A 19,264-nucleotide genomic window follows, 5' to 3' on the forward strand; every position below is an offset into this window, starting at 1 on the left:
TCGCCCACCGTTCTTTTACGGAGGTGCATTATGAATAAGCAAAAGACGGTTGACAGCAAGGTGCTTGCAATACTCAGAGAATGCCCCGAAACGAGGTATGACGATATGCAGCTTATCCTTTGCTATTACAACCGATACAGCTATATGAGAGTCGGAGATTTACCGCTTGAGGATATAGTCAACAACTATAAAGGCTACGGCTTGCCGTGCTTTGAGACTATCCGCAGAGCAAGACAGAGAGTGCAATCCCTATTTCCCGAACTGTCAAGGCAGTGCAGTGGCTGCGACTGCGGAAACATCAGAATTGTGATTGAAGTAAGCTGAGGTGTGGATATGAACGAGGGAAAAAGAAAAATCGGTGAATACACTGTTCTTTGCTCGGTCAATGTGGGCGAAAAGGAAGTTATCTTGGCTTCCAATGAGCAAAGTACAAACGGCGATAAATTTATGTGCGGCTTTGCAGAGCGAAACGACCTGTTTGAACTGTGTTCGGAATGTATGGTAAGCGATGACTATATCGAAATCGTACACCTTTTCGGAAGCCGTGTGGCAAATGAAGCGGAGCTTTTCAAGGAACAGGTCGAAAAACTGGATATTCCAATCACACTCATAACAGAAGCCGACTGTATCCCCGACCACTATTCCAAAGACATCAACGGCAAAATCATAGCCATTGACCCCAAGGTATTAAAGCCTGAATTTCAGAGAGCCGACAGACAGCTCTACTATGTTACAGGTGGTTTCGGTGCGTCGGCAAACAGCCGTGGAAGTGCCGTGTTTTGTACCAATCTTCACACCGGCAAATCAACCCGATATGAAAGAATGGATGTTATGGGCGAAATAAAGCCTGAGCGTCTGCCTGAATGGGCAAAGGAAAAGGCACAAGAGCTTTCAAACAAGAAGCGAAATAAAGACAAAGAACGATAAGGAGGACAAAGCAATGAAGGAAAATTTCACTTTTCAGCAAAAGACAAAGCTTCTGACGAAACTGTTTGACGCAGGCTGCAATACCGAAAAGAAATTGCAGCAGCTCGACATGGAGAGCATTTTGAAAATTCCGGGTATCACTATTCCGGATATGAGTCTGATTATCGAGTTTCAGAAGCAGACCAAAGCCAATAAGCTGTTCTCTTATTTGGGAGGTGGCACTGATGAGCAGGCAGGAACAGAATGACCGCCATATCATTTGGAGCGACATTAGCCTTGACCTTGATGATTGGCGAGAGTCTTTGGAGGAACTGTATCCCGGATATTCCGATGATGAGCTTTACGACATTATGGTAAAATCCAATGCCGAAAATCTTTATGATGAACGAGTAAATCTCAATATTCAGCTTTCACAGCCGATTATTGTTATCGGCGACCTCGGCAGATGGAACGGCAGAGTGTCGGGCTACAAGATGATTGATTCCGGCAACATTAAGGACTGCCTTTATTCCGATACCGATTACAACGAATGGTATGTGGATAAGTACGGCGACCTTCGTGCCGACGCCGTTCATCACGACGGTACAAACCATTATCTTTACCGTGTATTCAAAGACGGTGTTACCGATACGCAGATTGAAAATCTGCAAGATAAAATCTATAACGGAAAAGCCACAAGAGCCGACATCACACGAGTTACCAAAAGGCTCGGCGATGACATTGCCGGAGTTTATGGTTTTCCTATTCCAAAGCAAAGACAAACAAACGAACAAGCGAGGTGATGAAAATGGATTACAGAGTATTGACCGAAGCAGAGCGTAAATACACCTTCAGCCAAAGTCAGCAGCTCTCTATGCAGACCGGTCTTATCGGATATTTGAGAGCCGACTTCGGTTCTAACGGGAACGAGTTTTGGACGACTTGGAACGATTTCAGAAAAGACTTGAAAACCGATGAATTTAAGGCTGAATTTGATGAAGTCATAAACGGATTGCGTGACGGCGATGTTTTGTCCGGCAGAAAGGCTATGTCCTCTTACTGTTATTCCACTCCCGACAGCTCCTTTAATGATGACTGCAACCACTACGGCATCCGTCTTGATACGGGAAAGTACAGCTATCTTATGAGATTTAACCCCAACAGGGGCGAGTACAATCTGTACTGCTATTGCTATCAGAAAGAGTGGCTAAATGCCCACTTGAAAAACGCTGAGCGAGGTATCCGATTTATCAACCCGCACTATCAGGAGCAGTTTCGCATTGCGGACGGAGAAAAAATCTCAATCAAGCTCGGCGACGGCAAAACAATGGAGAGAACTTGCAGATATATCGACGACTACCATTTGGAGGTCGGCACAAATCTCTACCATATCTGCGAATTTGCCGAGCTTTGCGAGAGAAACGGTCATACCGTAGAACCAGCCGCAAAAGAAAACACGAAATCCGCAAAGGACAAAGAAAAAACACGATAAGGAGGTGCAGACGAGGTGGCAAGAAAATTTGACCTGATTTCAGAGCTGTATGAAAGAACCTGTTTTGCAGTTACAGACAATCCGGTAAACTGGCAATCGTTTCTGAAAACAGCAGGCAGAAATTTCAGGCTCCGATTTGATGAACAGCTTCTCATTTATGCCCAAAGACCCGACGCAACAGCCGTGCTTGAAATCGAACGATGGAACGGTACTTTCGGTCGCTGGGTAAACCGAGGAGCAAAGGGTATTGCCGTATTTGAGGACACAGACAGAAGCCGTCAAAGGCTGATTCATTACTTTGATATATCGGACACCCACGAAAGTCGACATTCCCGCCCTGTTCCGATTTGGGAGATGAGACCCGAATATGAAGCAGAAGTTATTGAAACACTTGAAAATACTTTCGGTGCGGTAAACGATACAACGAGTATTGAAAATGTCGTCAAAGAGAGCATTGCCAATGCCGTTGAGGATAACATCGCAGACTATATCTCCGACTTTATGAGTTTGGGTGCAGGAAGCGATATTGAGTATTTGTCTGCCGACGAAGCAAATGCCTTGTATTTGGAGCTTGTCAGAAACAGCGTATCATATATGGTTATGGCACGATTGGGACTGAACGCAGACAAGGTCTATTCTCCCGATGACTTTGCCGGTATTTCAAGTTTTAATTCACAGGAAGTTCTCAATGCGGTGGGTATTGCTACAAGCGACATTGCAGAAATGGCGTTGCTCCCTGTCAGCAGAACAATCAGCACGCTCAGCAAGGAAAATCGCATAATTGATGAACAGGAGCAATCCGAATACAATAAAGACATCAAAGACGAAAGGAGTCAAAGCGATGAGCGAAATCACATACACGATGGTGGGAGATTACAATCTTCCGAACCTGAAACTGCCGGAGCAGACGGAAGTGACTCTCGGCAGATGGTCGCAGATGAGGAGAACTTATCTGAAGGAACATCACAAAATCCTGTACTACAATCTTCTGACGAAAGGGATTCTGAACAGTCACTTGGCGGAGGTTCAGCAGAGAGCCAGCGAACTGGAGGAAACTCTCGTGAAGCAGATGGCACAGAAAGCCGGGCTGACGGAGCAGATGAAAGCGGAAGATATGATGAAGTGGGTTCGCCTGATGAACAACATCAGGAACTCGGCACAGGAAATCGTGAAGAATCAGGTAATATTCGCTTAGAGTATTACGACAGAAACCACGAGGACAAGAGCCTGCCGTTTTTCGGTGGCGATGATACTATCCGAGAGATACTCGGTACTACCCCGCATTTGTCCGCTTCAAAGGAAGAAATCAAAGACTTCTATGAGAGAAATACGGACAATGCGACCCGTACCGAATATATCAAGGGTATCTTCAATAACGACTACACCCGGCTTACCTTAAACGACGGCAGGCTTGTGGGATACAAAACATTTCAGAATGTCCTCCACTTGTGGGAGGGTGAATACGAAAACAGAACCGCTCAGAGTTTCTACGACTGGGGCGTTATCGCACAGCATTTTGAAGCAATGAGACTTTTGGGAGAATTGACCGATACAATGAAACCGATTCCGTCTATGGACGGTCAGTTGACTCTCATTATGGGAAATCAGGCAGAGGAACAAAAAACCTCTGCCTTTACTTTTTCTCAGGAAATCATAGACGCTGTATTGACCCGTGGAAGCGGAGTTTCCGAGGGTAAAATGCGTATCTATGAGCAGTTTGAAAAGAGCATTTCCGCAAAAGAGAACGCCGACTTCTTGAAAAACGAATACGGTTGGGGCGGCTCTTATCCGGTCATCATCGGTGCAGGCATTGACGAACAGCACGACGGAAAAGGTATCACAATTTCAAAAGGTATCGGAAGCGACAAGCCGCACATTACTCTTTCTTGGTCTCAGGTGGAAAAGCGTATCGGAGACCTTATCCGTATGGACAGATACCTAAACCCAAAGGAAAAAGAAAAGTACCCTGAATGGCTTGAAAAGCAGGAAGAACGGCGAGCCGAGCTTGCAGAGCAGAGAAAAAACCGTGAGATACTTTCTACCGCACCGCCTGAACCTGAAAACAAAGAGGACGAGCCGGAAGCGCAGTATGAATATCATCTCGGCGACAGCGTGTATATTGGGGCTTCTCAGTATGAGATTTTGTCCTTTGATGAAAACCGTGTAATGCTCTATGACTTCGATATGCCCTTATTCAACAAGGAACTTTCAAGGGAAGAATTTGACCGCAAAGTGCGTGAAAATCCGATGAACGACCACTTGAAGGTCAGTGTATTACCGGCGGAAGAAAAAACCGTTACAGGCGAAAATAAAGCTCAAAACGATACTGAAACCGTACCGGATTTCAGTCCGAAAACCGGTTATGACGACGCCTTCTTTATTGACCGGGACAATGAAAGTGTAACTTGGATGTACTATAACCCCGACAGCAATGCCGGAGGTCAGTATGTTACAAATACTCTTTCTTTTGACGAGATACAGCAAGTCGCACGGGAGTATGACTCGGCAGAGGATTTCTTTGATTATCTCGGTAGCATTGCAAATCAGGAGCTTGCCGATGTAGGTACGGAATGGTTTGTGGACGCAGACCGAGAATTTCACAGGACACCGGATTTGACCGACTGTACCTCTGCCACAATGGAAGCTCTTATTGAAAACACTGAAAGAGCTGATATGGTGGCAACAAATATCGGGAATGTACCGATTGAGGATTACAGAGAAATCGTTGCTACTCAAAACGGTTTTGACAGCGATGAGGAAATGTATAACGAGGGTGTTCGTATCGGCAACGGTTACGACAAAGAGCCTGAACCGATTGTCCCCGCTTGGGAGCAAAAGAAAAAGTCAAAAGTAAAGAGCTTTGACCTCCACCCGGATATTCCTATGTCCGAACGACACAACTTTGACCTTGCCAATAATCAGGTTGAAGAAGTGAACAAGAAAGAACGCTTCCACCGAAACTATGCAGCAATAAAAGTCCTGAGAGATTGTCAAAACGAAAACCGTTTTGCAACACCTGACGAGCAGAAAATCTTGTCGAGATATGTCGGTTGGGGCGGTATTCCCGAAGCCTTCGACGAACGAGCAGGAGCTTGGCATACAGAGTATGCAATGCTGAAAAACATCCTGACGCCGGAGGAATATGCGTCGGCAAGAGAAAGCACACTGACTGCATTTTACACTCCGCCCGAAGTATCTACCGCCATTTACAAGGTGTTGGAACAGATGGGATTTCAGGAGGGCAACCTGCTTGAGCCGTCCTGCGGTATCGGTAATTTCATCGGTATGCTGCCCAAGTCAATGGAAAACGCAAAGGTTTACGGTGTTGAGCTTGATACCATTTCAGCCGGTATCGCTCAGCAGCTTTATCAGAAATCTTCCATTGCGGCACAGGGCTTTGAGGAAGTAAATGTCCCCGACAGCTTCTTTGACGGCATTATCGGCAATGTGCCTTTCGGAGATTTCAAAGTCTCCGATAAACGATACGACAAGTACAATTTCTTAATCCACGATTATTTCTTTGCAAAATCGCTTGATAAGTTACGCCCCGGCGGTGTGATGGCTCTTGTGACAAGCAAAGGAACTATGGACAAGGAAAACTCCAATGTGCGTAAATATATCGCACAGAGGGCGGAGCTTCTCGGAGCAATCAGACTTCCGAACGACACCTTCAAAGGTAATGCCGGGACAGAGGTCGTATCCGATATTCTGTTTCTGCAAAAGCGAGACAGACTCATAGATATTGAGCCGGATTGGGTTCATCTTGACACCGACGAAAACGGTATAAGGATGAACTCATATTTTGTTCAGCACCCGGAAATGATACTCGGCGAAATGAAAATGGTAAGCGGTCGCTTCGGACCGGAAGCAACCTGTGAACCGTTTGAAAATGCCGACCTTTCGGAGCTTTTGAACGAAGCAGTCTCAAACATTCACGGAGAAATCTCCGAATACGAGGTTGCCGACGAACTGGAGGAAGAAGATAATTCTATCCCGGCAGACCCTATGGTAAGGAACTTCTCTTACACTGTTTTAGACGATAAAATCTATTTCCGTGAGAACTCCCGTATGTCCCCGGTGGAGGTATCTGCAACCGCTGAGAACCGCATTAAGGGTATGATTGGGATAAGAGATTGCGTCCGTAACTTGATTGAACTGCAAACCGAGGATTACCCGGACAGCGAAATCAAACAGGCACAGGATAAGCTGAACACACTGTATGACAGCTTTACAAAGAAGTACGGACTGATTAACAGCCGTGCCAATACTTCTGCCTTTTCCGACGACAGCTCCTATGCTCTGCTCTCCGCTCTTGAGGTTATCAATGAAGATGGCGAACTGGAACGCAAGGCGGATATGTTCTTCAAAAGGACGATTAAACCGCACAAGCCGGTAACGGAGGTTGACACCGCAGACGAGGCTCTCGCTGTCTCTATGGGCGAAAAAGCAGCCATTGATATGGAATATATGATGGAGTTGTCCGGCAAAAGTGAGGAGGAATTATTCGCTGACTTAAAGGGTGTAATCTTCTTAAATCCCCTTTATGAGTACGGTAATTCCTATGAGCCGAAGTATCTGATGGCAGACGAATATCTGTCGGGCAATGTTCGTGAGAAGCTGGCGACAGCCAAAAGGTCTGCGGCACTGTATCCCGAAGATTACACCGTCAATGTGCAGGCACTTGAAAAGGTGCAGCCAAAGGATTTGACGGCAAGCGAGATTTCCGTAAGGCTCGGTGCGACTTGGATACCGCCCGAAATATTCCAACAGTTTATGTTTGAGTTTCTCGACACCCCACGCTATGCACAATGGAATATCAAGGTTCACTACTCTCAGTTTACCGGCGAATGGAACATTGAGGGAAAGAGCTACGACCGTTCCAATGTAAAAGCGTACAGCACATACGGTACTTCCCGCATCAACGCATATAAGATAATTGAGGAAACACTGAACCTGAAAGATGTCCGAATCTTTGACTATATCGAAGATGAGGAAGGCAGAAAGAAAGCCGTTCTCAATAAAAAAGAGACGGCAATCGCACAGGCAAAGCAGGAACTCATAAAGCAGGGCTTTCAGGACTGGATATGGGCTGACCCTGCCCGCCGAGAAAAACTCACGAAGATGTATAACGAAAAGTTCAACAGTATAAGACCCCGTGAGTACGACGGAAGCCACATTGTTTTCAACGGTATGAACCCGGAAATCGAACTCCGTGAACATCAGAAAAATGCGGTTGCACACATTCTGTACGGCGGTAATACGCTGTTAGCACACGCAGTCGGTGCGGGCAAGACCTTTGAAATGGTAGCCGCCGCTATGGAGTCCAAACGACTGGGACTTTGCAATAAGTCGCTGTTCGTAGTGCCAAATCACTTAACCGAGCAATGGGCGGCGGAGTTCTTACAACTCTATCCGGCGGCGAATATTCTCGTAGCGACAAAGCGAGATTTTGAGACAAAGAACCGCAAAAAGTTCTGCGGTCGAATTGCCACGGGAGATTATGACGCCGTAATCATCGGTCATTCTCAGTTTGAGAAAATCCCGATGTCCATTGAAAGACAGAGGGCAATTCTTGAGCAGCAGCTTGAAGAACTGACAGACGGTATTATGGATTTGAAGCGAAACCGTGGAGAAAACTTCTCCATTAAACAGCTTGAAAAGTCTAAAAAGTCCGTGAAACAAAAGCTGGAAAAGCTCAACGACCAAAGCCGAAAGGACGATGTTGTTACCTTTGAAGAACTCGGTGTGGACAGGCTTTTTATTGACGAGAGTCATTATTACAAGAACCTCTATCTTTACACCAAAATGCGTAATGTGGGCGGTATCGCTCAAACGGAAGCACAGAAATCCTCCGACCTGTTTATGAAGTGCCGATACCTTGACGAGCTTACAGGCGGTCGAGGAACGGTATTTGCAACCGGTACTCCTATCTCAAACAGTATGGTGGAGCTATATACCATTCAGCGATACTTGCAGTACAACACGCTTGTCAAAAACAACTTGCAGCACTTCGACTCGTGGGCAAGTACCTTTGGAGAGACTGTAACAGCCGTTGAGCTTACCCCGGAGGGAACGGGTTACAGAGCGAAAACCCGCTTTGCGAAATTCTACAACCTACCGGAGCTTATGGCGATGTTTAAGGAGGTCGCCGACATCAAGACGGCGGATATGCTGGAACTGCCTGTGCCGGAAGCACACTTCCACAATGTTGCGGTCAAGCCTTCGGAAATGCAGAAAGAGATGGTTGCTTCCCTTGCGGAACGAGCCGAGAAAGTCCGTGGCGGCGGTGTAGATTCGAGTGTAGATAATATGCTTAAAATTACAAACGACGGCAGGAAGTTAGCACTTGACCAGCGTATGCTTAACGATATGCTGCCTGATTTTGAGGGCAGTAAAATCAACGCCTGCGTCGATAACATCTACCGTATTTGGGAGGAAACAGCCGATAAAAAATCGGCACAGCTTGTGTTCTGCGACCTCTCAACTCCAAAGAATGACGGAACATTCTCGGTATATAACGACATCAGAAAGAAGCTCATAGAGCGTGGTGTCCCCGAAAGCGAAGTCCGCTTTATCCACGAAGCAGATACCGATGTGAAGAAAAAAGAACTGTTCCAAAAGACCCGTAAAGGCGAGGTCAGAGTGCTTCTCGGCTCTACGCAAAAGATGGGAGCCGGCACGAATGTTCAGGACAGACTTATCGCACTTCACGATGTGGATTGCCCGTGGAGACCGTCAGACTTGGAGCAGCGTTCCGGTCGAATTATCCGTCAGGGTAACTCAAATCCTGATGTAGATATTTACCGCTATGTAACGGAGCAGACCTTTGACGCATATCTCTATCAGCTTGTAGAGGGAAAGCAAAAGTTCGCCAGTCAGATTATGACGAGCAAATCCCCGGTGCGTTCTGCCGAGGATATTGATGAAACCGCCCTTTCCTATGCAGAGATTAAAATGCTTGCCACCGGCAACCCGTATATTAAGGAGAAGATGGATTTGGACATTCAAGTTCAAAAGCTGAAGCTCTTAAAATCCAACTTTCTATCTGAAAAATACGCTTTGGAAGATAAGATAATCAAATATTATCCGCAGCGAATTACAGCTTTGGAAAACCGTATTGAAGGATTGAAGCAAGATGTAGAAACTGCGAAACAGCACCCGAAACCAACGGACGACCGATTTGTCGGTATGGAGGTTAAGGGTGTTTTTTATTCCGAAAAAGCCGACGCCGGTAAAGCAATCATTGAAGCCTGCAAGCAGATGAACAGCCCCGACCCTATTCCTCTCGGCAAGTACCGAGGGTTTGAAACGGAACTGCTTTTTAATACCGCAGAGCGAAATTATGAGGTTCGACTGAAAGGTGCGACAAGCAGAAATGTTCCTCTCGGTGATGACGCACACGGCAATATTATCCGTCTTGATAACGGCATTGAGAGATTTGCCGAGAGCTTGTCGCTTGCGGAAAATGACCTTGAGAACACCACAAATCAGTTGGAAACCGCAAAGAAAGAAGTCCAAAAACCGTTTATCCAAGAGGAAGAACTAAAGACAAAGCTTGCCCGCTTGGACGAGCTGAATATCTTGCTCAATATGGATAAGCGAGAAAACGAAATTGTCGGCGGCGAACCCGATGAGGGCGAAGTGCCGAACACACGAAAGGAGAAAACCTATGAACGATAAAATGACACCCGATAAGGAAAGAGAAAACTGCCCTTGCAGAAAAGCAATCATTAACCCTTTTGACGCAATGATGATGGTTGTGGTCAGGAGACTTGATAAAGCATATCTCGAATTGAAAAGAAGCAAACCGCCCGCAAAGGAAGCAGAATTTGCCCTTAGAAATGCAAAGCTTTCTTTCTACGGAGAGTTGGTTCGACAGAGCATTGAAACGGTGTTTTCGCCGGAAGAAATCATTGCTTTGTATGAAAACGACGACCTTGCGGGAGGTGCTTGGACTGTTTGGAATGACATCGGCTGCCCTGTTGATAAGATACTCATTATCATTGCAAAGCTCAGTATCAACGAACCGATACAGAAAGCGGTTGCCGATTTGCTGATGTAGAACGGCGGTGATAATTATGCCGTATATTGCACCGGAAGTCATAACCGAAGCCAAACGAATGGATTTATTAACCTATCTTAGAGAGTATGAACCGGGCGAGCTTGTTAAATTTTCAAGTAACACCTACACCACAAGAACCCACGACAGCTTGAAGATTTCCAACGGCAAATGGATGTGGTGGTCGAGAGGTATCGGGGGCAAATCTGCCCTCGATTACCTTATCAAAGTCCGTGGAATGGATTTTGTGGAGGCGGTTCAGACCATTATGGGAAACGGTTCAGTCAGCTTTCCGACTTGTGAAAACATCAAAAGTTATGAGAACCAGCCTTTGCTTCTGCCTGAAAAAAGCCCCACTACCGATGTGGTATTTGATTATCTTTTCGGGCGTGGGATTGATTATGAAATTATCAACTACTGCTTGGAACAGAAGCTAATCATCGAGTCGCTCCCATATCATAATGCTGTTTTTATCGGCTATGACGAGAACAAAGAACCTAAATACGCCGCATACAGAGCAACAAATCAATCAAGAATTATGGGCGACTGCACCGGAAGCAAAAAGCAATATTCTTTCCGCCTGACTGCCGAGAACACCGGAGAGGTTCATCTTTTTGAGTGTGCCATTGACCTGCTTTCCTATGCAACTTTGATGAAGCTGGAGGGCAAAGACTGGCGACAGTTTAACCTTGTTTCTCTTGCGGGAGTGTATTCCCAAAAGCAGAAAATCGAGGACTCGAAAGTGCCTGTTACACTCGGCAGGCTGCTTGAAAAGGACAAAACAATCAGGCGAATTGTTCTTCATTTGGACAATGATATTGCCGGAAGAAAAGCGACCAAAGCGTTGCAGACGATTCTTTCAGATAAGTATGAAGTCGTTGACGACCCTCCCCAATATGGGAAAGATGTCAACGACTTTCTTTGTAAACGCTTGGGAATAAAAGATAAAACCGAAAGGAGTTTTGCACGATGAAACTAAAAGAAATCAGAGAAATGTACCCGGAGGGAACGCAGATTGTACTCACTGAAATGGCTGGCGAAAGTCAAATGCCCTACGGTCTGAAAGGAACGGTTAAATTCGTTGACGACGCCGGACAGATTCATATGAGTTGGGAAAACGGAAGCTCCCTCGCCTTGAATATTAACGAGGATACCTTTGAAAAGGTAGAAGCACCTGAGAAGATTTCCGTCATTCTTGTTGAGCCGGGCAGGTATCCGAAGCTCATTGAAATCGAGGATACGCTTGAAGCAATGCAGTCTCTTGTGGAGGGAGATATTGAAGAATATATGCCCTTTGAGGACGAAGTTGCCATCATCTGCAACGATGAAGGAAAGATGAACGGCTTGCCGTTGAACAGGGCAGTTTATTCCGAGCCTGAGAATGTTGAGATGAGTTATCCGCAGTTGAAAGCTCATTTCCGGCAGGCAGAAAAAGAAAGAAACCACACGACCGGATATATTGTTTTTACGGATGACAGCTTTGACAAGCCTTACACAGAGGAACAAAGAACCTATGTTGTCAGCAGTAACAATAAGGCTTTCATTGAGGGTATGGGAGGATATTCTATCTATGCTTCTTCCCTTGACGGCTCGGATAAATGTGTGCGACTGGAAGCGTATATGGCTGATGAACACGGCGGCAAGGATGGTTGGAAGATTGAAAAATGTTATGTGAAAGACGACAGCAACCGTGAAATGCTCGACATTATTGCCGGCAAGTTCTTCATTGCATACGCACCGATTGAGTCGGAAAAGTTCCTCAGTATGCCGAAAGAACTGGCTCGTAAGTACGAGGAAAAGTTCAAATACCCGGAGAGATTTTATAAGTCCTTGGACGGTATTGAAGCAAAGCCGTATAAGCCTGTCTCAAAGGATATGGAGAGATAAGAGTCAATCTATGGGGCAACCCTGAGTGTCTGCATAATCTTAGCGAGCAGACCATTTATGGACAGGAATGTCCAAAACGGTACACTCGTTAGGGGTTGCCCCTAATACCCCAAGCAAGAAAGGAGCATAAGCTTTGCGGGAGATAGTATTGGTCGCCGCCGGGTTACTCATCGGCGGCTTTTTCGGAGTAACAACAATGTGCCTGTTTCAGATAAACCGGGACAGACACTATATTTACAGAAAGGACAGCGATAAAAATGAGCAAGAGAAACATTGAAAAGCACATTCTGATGAACAAGGCAGAAGCTCAGGATTTGCAGAAAAAAGCAAAGCGGGCGTGTCTTTCCGAAGGCGGACTTATCCGTTTGCTTCTCAGAGGATACGAGCCGAGAGAAAAGCCCGATGAAAGATTTTACGATGTTATGCGTGAGCTTTCCGCTATCGGCAACAACATCAATCAGCTTGCGGCGAAAGCAAACACCCTCGGATTTGTGGACGCACCGCAGCTCAAAAAGGAAGCCGAGCGTTGGCACAAGTTTCAGGCTGATGTGGAGCGTACTTTTTTAAGACCCGATAAGAGCGATATGAAATGGCAGTAAGTAAATTGTGGTCGGTCACATCAAGGCTCGGTCAGGTAATCGACTATGCCGCCAATCCCGAAAAGACGGCGGCAGACATTTACACCGAGGAACAGTATCAGGCTCTCCGTGATGTTCTCAGCTATGCAAAGGACGAAGAAAAAACCGAGCGTGAGTTTTTCGTAGAGGGTATCAACTGCAACCCTGCGACCGCAAGAGACCAGTTTATATCTGTAAAAAAAGCATACGGCAAAGACGACGGCATTCAAGCCTATCACGGATACCTGAGCTTTAAGGAACAGGACATATCCCCGGAGCTTGCACAGAAAATCGGAATGGAATTTGCAAACGAAGTGTGGGGCAAAAGATTTCAGGTGGTGGTTACTACTCATCTGAACACGAAACACCTGCACTGTCATTATGTAATAAACTCCGTTTCCTTTGTGGACGGCAAGCGGTTATGGGGCGACGAAAAAGCGTGGTTCAAGTTTCGTTTGGTTGCCGACTGCCTTTGTGAAAAGTACGGACTGTATTACAATCCGAACCCAAACCGCAGTAAGCAATCCTCTTATTACTACAAGCAGGAACAAGCCGGTATGCCGAGCCGATATTCAATGACCCGTGACGCCATTGATGAAGCGATTGCACACAGCACCAACTTAAAGACCTTTGATTATATCCTGACTCAGATGGGCTATGAACATTGTCTCAGCGACAGTCGAAAGTATTGGACGATTGTCCCGAAAGGATACAAGAAGCCGATACGACTTAAATCACTCGGAGAGAATTATACCGAGGACGCAATCAAGCGTAGGCTGACGGAAAATCAAAAGGTTCTTATCGTTCCTTTTGCAAAGGAAACGGTAAGAGTCAGGCAGTACCGAATGCCCACAAGAGAACACAAAGTCAAAAAGGTCGGCGGACTGTATGGGCTGTATCTGCATTACTGCTATAAGCTGGGTTATCTGCCGAAGTACAAAAAACAGAATACCGCAAGGCTTCACTATCTTTTGAAAGAAGATTTGCTGAAGCTCGACAAAATCACTCAGGAGACAAGGCTGCTTGGACGGGAGAACATTTCTACCGACGAGCAGCTTTTCTCATATAAAGAGTCCGTGTTGTCGCAAATCAAATCCTTGACTGACGATAGAACGCACCTGCGAAAACAGTTAAGAAGAAATTTGAGTGACGATGAGCTATCAAATGTCAAAGAGCAGATTACGGCAATCACGAGCAAGCTGTGGACTCTCCGCAAAGAGGTCGGTCTTTGTGATGACATAGCCGAAAGGTCAAAGGTTATTGAAGCCAACCTTGAAACGGTAAGAGTTTACGAAGAAAAACAAGAACGAAAGGAGCAGAACCGTAATGACAAACGGAGGTGATGCGGCAGAACAGGTCGTCAGGCTATCGCTTGAAGGCTTTGAAGTAGCCGCAAAATTAAGCGGAGCGGCAGCAAAGAATATTGCCGTTCTTTTAGTCTCTGTTCTCAAACAGGAACAGAAAACAAAAGGCAAGGCTCGACTTACTAATATGATTAAGTCGGGCAAGGAGCTGAAGGTGTTTTCTATCCCCAACAAGGACTTGAAGAAGTTTACCGAGCAGGCAAAACGCTACGGCGTTCTCTACTGCGTACTCAGGGATAAAAACACAAAGGGCGATAATGTCCCGATTGATATTATTGCCCGTGCAGAGGACGCTTCCAAAATTCAGAGAATCGTTGAGAGATTTGAACTCGGTAAAGTTGATAAGGCTGCGATTGTCACCGAGTCTCAGAAGGCTGTCGAAAAGCGTGAAGCTTTGGAGAAAGACAAGCCGACGAAAACCAAAAACGAAATCATCACTGAGGAAGCCGTCAGAAAACCTATTCAGAAAGAGGGGTATTCCCAGTCAAACCCCACAGTCGCCAAAACGGACAAAAACCCTCCGTCAAGGCACGACTCCGAGCCGGTAGATATGCAAACTGATAAGGGTACTGTAAGCGACAGACAGAGAAAGCCGTCGGTAAAAGCAAAGCTTGACCGATATAAGGCACAGTCCAAGCAGCAGAAAGAAGCAGAACGCAAAGAGCCGGAGGTATCAAAGCCGGAAGTCAAGAACGCCCCGGCACAGACCGTACACCAGCAGCCGAAACCTAAAAGCAAAAATGTGAAAGAGAGGTAATCACAATGACAAACAATTTTACCCCTGCTAAGGCAGGACAGCAGAGCAAACGACTTTCCAAAGAGGAATATGCCGAGAAGATGAAGGCTGAAAAAGAAGCCGTATATCAGATGGCGGACGACACCGCAAAGGCGATTGTTTCCGACCCGGAAAAGTTCAAAGCCTTCCTTGATACGCAGAGCCGTCTTGACAGATACTCTGCGGTCAACGCACTTCTGATTTTCAAGCAGCTTCCCGAAGCAAGCCAGCTTAAAAACTTTGATGACTGGAGCAAAGATAATGTGAAAATTCAGAAAGGTGCGAAAAGCATTTCCATTCTTGAACCTGTCGAGTATGCAAAGAAAGACGGTACGACCGGCATTTCCTACAATGTGAAAAAGGTCTTTGATGTTTCGCAGACCAACGGCAAAAGACCGCCTGCACCGACTGTCAACCGTGACCCGAAAGCACTCATTACCGTTATGCTGGATTCTTCCCCGGTTGAAGTGGAAGCAACAAATGAGCTTCCGTATCCCAATATGGCGGCGTTTTATAACAACGAGGAACAGACCTTGTATGTAAAGCGTGATGTGGGAGACAGCGTAGCGGTCGCTCAGTGCGTAGCACAGGAGCTTGGCCACGCACAGCTCTCTATCAACAGCGACAGTTACAGCAGAGCGGATATGGGCTTTCAGGCAGTATGTATCGGCTATATGCTTTGCAAAAAGTACGGCGTCGATACACAGAATTTTGCTATCAACCGTATCCCTGAAAAGCTCGCCGGCAAAGAGCCGAAGGACATTCGCTATGAGCTTTCCAAAACGAGAAACGCAATGGCGGATATTCACTCCCGTGTTTCCGATGAGCTTTACAAGAAAAAGCAGGAACGAAGCAAAGACTACGAAAGATAAGGTGAGACTATGGCGAAGGAAGAAATGTATCATATCGCATTGGACGATTATGAACACGGCATTATTATCCGTTCTCTCAACGACGAGAAAACAGATTTGATGAACGAGGGCAAATCTACCGATGCGGTGGACGACCTTATCATCAAGGTCGGAACTGCCCCAAAGAAAAAGTTCAAAGTTATCGAAAAGGAACGCTCCTGTGAATCGAGATAACGAGAGGCAGTCTGCTATTATTCTTTCCGTCATCGGTATTATCCCGGTCGTATGGCTGGCACTTCTGATTGCACCCTCTGTAAAAGGAGGATTGCCGGAAATACTGCCGAGCCTATTAACAGCGTTCAACGAACCATTTCATATTGAGCTATGCGAGGACAGCCTAAAAACTGTCCTCGTTTTGCTTCTCTGCTATGCAATGGGTATTGGGATTTACTTCTCAACACAGAAGAATTACCGAAGGCGTGAAGAACACGGTTCTGCAAAATGGGGCAATGCAAGAGCCGTAAACAAAAAATACAGACAGTCTCCGGCTTCTGCAAATAAGCTGATGACGCAAAATGTCTGTATCGGACTCAATGCGAAGAAACACCGAAGAAACTTAAACACCCTTGTGTGCGGCGGTTCGGGAGCCGGTAAGACAAGGTTTTACTGCAAGCCGAATCTTATGCAGTGCAACACATCATTTGTCATTCTTGACCCAAAGGGCGAAATTCTCCGAGATACCGGAAAGCTGCTTGAAAGCAAAGGCTATGAAGTCCGTGTTCTCGATTTGATTTCAATGGAGAAAAGCCATTGCTATAACCCGTTTGTCTATTTGCAGAATGACAACGATGTGCAAAAGCTCGTGACGAACCTTTTTAAGAGTACCACTCCGAAAGGAAGTCAATCACAAGACCCCTTTTGGGATACCTCGGCTTCAATGCTTTTGCTTGCACTTGTATTTTATCTTCATTATGAAGCACCCGAAGATGAACAGAACTTTGCAATGATAATGGAAATGCTCAGAGCCGGTGCGATTGAGGACGAGGAGGACACAAGACCTTCTCCTCTTGATGAACTGTTTGCGGAATTGGAGATGTCGAATCCCGACCACATTGCTTTGAAGTATTACCGTTCCTATCATTCAGGTGCGGCGAAAACCTTAAAGTCCATACAGATAACCCTTGCGGCAAGACTGGAAAAGTTCAACCTTGAAAGTCTTGCTTCTTTAACCACCACAGACGAGCTTGACCTCCCGTCACTCGGAGAGAAAAAGGTCGCTCTGTTCGCTTTGATACCGGATAACGATTCCAGCTTTAACTTCTTGGTATCTATCCTTTACACACAGCTTTTTCAGCAGTTGTTTTATGCTGCCGACCATATTCACGGCGGCTCGCTTCCCGTTCCCGTTCATTTTTTGATGGACGAGTTTGCGAATGTTTCACTCCCTGATGACTTCGACAAAATTCTTTCGGTTATGCGTTCCCGTGGGGTATCGGTAAGTATTATCTTGCAGAACTTGGCACAGCTTAAAGCCTTGTTTGAAAAGCAATGGGAAAGCATTGTAGGTAACTGCGACGAGTTTTTATATCTCGGCGGCAACGAGCAAAGCACCCACAAATATGTGTCCGAGCTTCTCGGCAAGGAAACCATTGATACCAACACTTTCGGAAAAAGTACCGGTCGAAGCGGCAACTACTCCACAAATTATCAGATTAGCGGTCGAGAGCTTCTTACTCCTGATGAGGTTCGTATGCTTGATAACCAATATGCAATTCTGTTTATTCGTGGAGAACGCCCTGTTATGGACTTCAAGTACGACATCTTGAAGCACCCGAATGTGGCACTTACAACCGATGGAAAGGCTTCTGCATATAAACACGGCGAAGTGACCATCAAGCACTCATCAATTTCCGTTCTTTCTATTGACCCGGAAGAACTTCCGGAGGAAAGCTACGGAGAAACCAATTACGAACTTCTGTCCGATGAGGATTTTGAAGTGAATAAAAACTTATTTTAACGGAGGAAAACACAATGAACATTTTTAAGAAGAACAACGAAAAGAAAACTACTCAGAAGCTGCCTATGACCGGAAAGGTTCAGAAAGGCTTCCGTGCTTACTGCGCCGTAATCGCAGCAGCAACTCTTGTTTGCGGTATGAGCGTTACCGCTTTTGCCGCCAGCGACCCGATTACCGTAGTCAACAATCTGTCCGATTTCATCTTCGGTCTTATCCGTGCCATCGGTCTTATCCTGCTTGGCTTCGGTATCGTTCAGGTCGGTCTCTCTTTGAAGTCTCACGACCCGTCTCAGAGAGCCAACGGTTTCCTGACTCTTGCAGGCGGTATCATCATTACCTTTGCAAAGGAAATCCTTACCCTTATTACCGGTTAAGAGAACACAGTTATCAAACGGGGCATACCTGGCATTTCAGGTATGCCCCTAATCTTAAAGGAGGTGCAAACAGATGAGTGATAACTGGGTAGTTCAGAACCTCGAAAATGCCCTTGAAACTTGGAACAGCAAGCTTTCGGAAATATGGCAGTTGCTAACCACTTCGCCGCAACAGTTCAAAGGCGGCAGTATTTGGTCGGTAATGGTGAATATCAACGGAGCAGTTCAGGCTATCGGTCTTGCCCTGCTTGTTCTGTTTTTTGTTGTCGGTGTGGTTCGCACCTGCGGAAGTTTTACCGATGTAAAGAAACCGGAACACGCATTAAAGCTGTTTATCCGCTTTGCCATTGCCAAAGGTGTGATTACCTACGGGCTGGAGCTTATGCTTGCCCTGTTCGACATCGTACAAGGTACGATTTCAACCATTATGACATCTGCGGGATTCGGTACGCCCAATCAAACAACTTTACCTGCTGAAATGGTAACAACCATTGAAAGCTGCGGATTTTTTGAAAGTATCCCATTGTGGGCGGTTACTCTTATCGGCGGACTGTTTATCACGGTCTTGTCGTTCATTATGATAATGACGGTGTACGGACGATTTTTCAAGCTGTATATGTACACTGCTCTCGCTCCGATACCGCTTTCCACATTTGCCGGAGAACCGTCGCAGAATGTGGGTAAGAGCTTTATAAAGAGCTACTGTGCCGTTTTGCTTGAGGGAGCAGTAATTGTACTTGCTTGTATCATCTTCTCCCTATTTGCTTCTACGCCGCCGGTAGTGAACCCTGACGCAGCAGCCGTTACTCAGGTATGGGCATATATCGGCGAACTGGTATTCAATATGCTTGTGCTTGTCGGTGCGGTTAAGATGAGCGACCGAATTATCCGTGAAATGATGGGCTTATAACGGGAGGTTCTC

19 protein-coding genes are annotated in these 19,264 nt (G+C 46.0%); all 19 read left to right on the forward strand.

What is annotated here, in order from left to right; translation table 11 throughout:
• Positions 1-30: 30 nt before the first annotated feature.
• The 19 genes from DW720_RS00190 (at position 31) to DW720_RS00275 (ending at position 19,252) form a co-directional block, all read left to right on the forward strand.
• Positions 31-324 (forward strand): hypothetical protein, encoded by a 294-nt coding sequence (locus DW720_RS00190; RefSeq protein WP_003525240.1) that lies wholly within the window; start codon positions 31-33, stop codon positions 322-324.
• 9 nt (positions 325-333) lie between these two features.
• Positions 334-927, forward strand: coding sequence for a hypothetical protein (locus DW720_RS00195; protein ID WP_015573072.1), 594 nt, complete (start codon positions 334-336; stop codon positions 925-927).
• A gap of 13 nt (positions 928-940) precedes the next feature.
• Positions 941-1,174, forward strand: a complete 234-nt coding sequence (locus DW720_RS00200) for a hypothetical protein (protein ID WP_015573071.1) — start codon at positions 941-943, stop codon at positions 1,172-1,174.
• Positions 1,152-1,709, forward strand: a complete 558-nt coding sequence (locus DW720_RS00205; RefSeq protein ID WP_024721694.1) for a hypothetical protein — start codon at positions 1,152-1,154, stop codon at positions 1,707-1,709. The genes DW720_RS00200 and DW720_RS00205 overlap by 23 nt, the downstream gene beginning before the upstream one ends.
• Positions 1,710-1,714: 5 nt before the next feature.
• Complete coding sequence (locus DW720_RS00210; protein ID WP_015573070.1) at positions 1,715-2,398, forward strand: hypothetical protein; 684 nt, start codon at positions 1,715-1,717, stop codon at positions 2,396-2,398.
• An 862-nt stretch (positions 2,399-3,260) separates the two neighbouring features.
• Complete coding sequence (locus DW720_RS15820; protein ID WP_229105187.1) at positions 3,261-3,593, forward strand: TnpV protein; 333 nt, start codon at positions 3,261-3,263, stop codon at positions 3,591-3,593.
• Between the two features lie 1,916 nt (positions 3,594-5,509).
• Entirely contained in the window at positions 5,510-10,078 is a 4,569-nt protein-coding gene (locus tag DW720_RS15825) for an SNF2-related protein (RefSeq protein ID WP_242989552.1), read from the forward strand.
• Positions 10,068-10,460, forward strand: a complete 393-nt coding sequence (locus DW720_RS00220; RefSeq protein WP_014635901.1) for a hypothetical protein — start codon at positions 10,068-10,070, stop codon at positions 10,458-10,460. The genes DW720_RS15825 and DW720_RS00220 overlap by 11 nt, the downstream gene beginning before the upstream one ends.
• A gap of 16 nt (positions 10,461-10,476) precedes the next feature.
• On the forward strand, positions 10,477-11,430 hold the full coding sequence (locus tag DW720_RS00225; RefSeq protein WP_118749133.1) for a DUF3991 and TOPRIM domain-containing protein: 954 nt from the start codon (positions 10,477-10,479) through the stop codon (positions 11,428-11,430).
• Entirely contained in the window at positions 11,427-12,344 is a 918-nt protein-coding gene (locus DW720_RS00230; RefSeq protein WP_102364678.1) for a DUF3846 domain-containing protein, read from the forward strand. Before DW720_RS00225 ends, DW720_RS00230 begins: the two co-directional genes overlap by 4 nt.
• A 148-nt stretch (positions 12,345-12,492) precedes the next feature.
• Positions 12,493-12,621 carry a DUF3789 domain-containing protein gene (locus tag DW720_RS00235; protein ID WP_242989553.1) on the forward strand — a complete coding sequence of 43 codons (129 nt, stop codon included), beginning with the start codon at positions 12,493-12,495 and terminating at the stop codon, positions 12,619-12,621.
• Complete coding sequence (gene mobC, locus DW720_RS00240; protein ID WP_024721689.1) at positions 12,602-12,943, forward strand: plasmid mobilization relaxosome protein MobC; 342 nt, start codon at positions 12,602-12,604, stop codon at positions 12,941-12,943. Before DW720_RS00235 ends, mobC begins: the two co-directional genes overlap by 20 nt.
• A complete protein-coding gene (locus DW720_RS00245) occupies positions 12,934-14,304 on the forward strand; it encodes a relaxase/mobilization nuclease domain-containing protein (protein WP_024721688.1) in 1,371 nt (456 codons plus the stop codon). The genes mobC and DW720_RS00245 overlap by 10 nt, the downstream gene beginning before the upstream one ends.
• The gene (locus tag DW720_RS00250) at positions 14,288-15,082 is read left to right on the forward strand and encodes a PcfB family protein (RefSeq protein ID WP_003525219.1); all 795 of its coding nucleotides are present in this window, start codon (positions 14,288-14,290) and stop codon (positions 15,080-15,082) included. Before DW720_RS00245 ends, DW720_RS00250 begins: the two co-directional genes overlap by 17 nt.
• A 5-nt stretch (positions 15,083-15,087) precedes the next feature.
• A complete protein-coding gene (locus tag DW720_RS00255; RefSeq protein ID WP_015573064.1) occupies positions 15,088-15,972 on the forward strand; it encodes a hypothetical protein in 885 nt (294 codons plus the stop codon).
• Positions 15,973-15,981: 9 nt separating this feature from the next.
• On the forward strand, positions 15,982-16,185 hold the full coding sequence (locus DW720_RS00260) for a hypothetical protein (protein WP_002606285.1): 204 nt from the start codon (positions 15,982-15,984) through the stop codon (positions 16,183-16,185).
• Positions 16,172-17,968 carry a VirD4-like conjugal transfer protein, CD1115 family gene (locus DW720_RS00265; RefSeq protein ID WP_024721685.1) on the forward strand — a complete coding sequence of 599 codons (1,797 nt, stop codon included), beginning with the start codon at positions 16,172-16,174 and terminating at the stop codon, positions 17,966-17,968. Before DW720_RS00260 ends, DW720_RS00265 begins: the two co-directional genes overlap by 14 nt.
• A 14-nt stretch (positions 17,969-17,982) precedes the next feature.
• Positions 17,983-18,342: a glutamyl-tRNA amidotransferase subunit A gene (locus DW720_RS00270; RefSeq protein WP_014635894.1), complete on the forward strand. Its 360-nt coding sequence runs from the start codon at positions 17,983-17,985 to the stop codon at positions 18,340-18,342.
• A 73-nt stretch (positions 18,343-18,415) separates the two neighbouring features.
• Complete coding sequence (locus tag DW720_RS00275; RefSeq protein ID WP_003525214.1) at positions 18,416-19,252, forward strand: hypothetical protein; 837 nt, start codon at positions 18,416-18,418, stop codon at positions 19,250-19,252.
• Positions 19,253-19,264: the final 12 nt, after the last annotated feature.

Origin of the sequence: Clostridium sp. AM27-28, assembly GCF_003480955.1 — a bacterium.
GTDB lineage: Bacteria > Bacillota > Clostridia > Lachnospirales > Lachnospiraceae > Otoolea > Otoolea fessa.

What these genes read in the sequence shown, in the direction of transcription:
- DW720_RS00190 (WP_003525240.1), top strand. Translation starts at nt 31, where the DNA reads ATGAATAAGCAAAAGACGGTTGACAGCAAGGTGCTTGCAATACTCAGA.
- DW720_RS00195 (WP_015573072.1), top strand. Translation starts at nt 334, where the DNA reads ATGAACGAGGGAAAAAGAAAAATCGGTGAATACACTGTTCTTTGCTCG.
- DW720_RS00200 (WP_015573071.1), top strand. Translation starts at nt 941, where the DNA reads ATGAAGGAAAATTTCACTTTTCAGCAAAAGACAAAGCTTCTGACGAAA.
- DW720_RS00205 (WP_024721694.1), top strand. Translation starts at nt 1,152, where the DNA reads ATGAGCAGGCAGGAACAGAATGACCGCCATATCATTTGGAGCGACATT.
- DW720_RS00210 (WP_015573070.1), top strand. Translation starts at nt 1,715, where the DNA reads ATGGATTACAGAGTATTGACCGAAGCAGAGCGTAAATACACCTTCAGC.
- DW720_RS15820 (WP_229105187.1), top strand. Translation starts at nt 3,261, where the DNA reads ATGGTGGGAGATTACAATCTTCCGAACCTGAAACTGCCGGAGCAGACG.
- DW720_RS15825 (WP_242989552.1), top strand. Translation starts at nt 5,510, where the DNA reads ATGCTGAAAAACATCCTGACGCCGGAGGAATATGCGTCGGCAAGAGAA.
- DW720_RS00220 (WP_014635901.1), top strand. Translation starts at nt 10,068, where the DNA reads ATGAACGATAAAATGACACCCGATAAGGAAAGAGAAAACTGCCCTTGC.
- DW720_RS00225 (WP_118749133.1), top strand. Translation starts at nt 10,477, where the DNA reads ATGCCGTATATTGCACCGGAAGTCATAACCGAAGCCAAACGAATGGAT.
- DW720_RS00230 (WP_102364678.1), top strand. Translation starts at nt 11,427, where the DNA reads ATGAAACTAAAAGAAATCAGAGAAATGTACCCGGAGGGAACGCAGATT.
- mobC (WP_024721689.1), top strand. Translation starts at nt 12,602, where the DNA reads ATGAGCAAGAGAAACATTGAAAAGCACATTCTGATGAACAAGGCAGAA.
- DW720_RS00245 (WP_024721688.1), top strand. Translation starts at nt 12,934, where the DNA reads ATGGCAGTAAGTAAATTGTGGTCGGTCACATCAAGGCTCGGTCAGGTA.
- DW720_RS00250 (WP_003525219.1), top strand. Translation starts at nt 14,288, where the DNA reads ATGACAAACGGAGGTGATGCGGCAGAACAGGTCGTCAGGCTATCGCTT.
- DW720_RS00255 (WP_015573064.1), top strand. Translation starts at nt 15,088, where the DNA reads ATGACAAACAATTTTACCCCTGCTAAGGCAGGACAGCAGAGCAAACGA.
- DW720_RS00260 (WP_002606285.1), top strand. Translation starts at nt 15,982, where the DNA reads ATGGCGAAGGAAGAAATGTATCATATCGCATTGGACGATTATGAACAC.
- DW720_RS00270 (WP_014635894.1), top strand. Translation starts at nt 17,983, where the DNA reads ATGAACATTTTTAAGAAGAACAACGAAAAGAAAACTACTCAGAAGCTG.
- DW720_RS00275 (WP_003525214.1), top strand. Translation starts at nt 18,416, where the DNA reads ATGAGTGATAACTGGGTAGTTCAGAACCTCGAAAATGCCCTTGAAACT.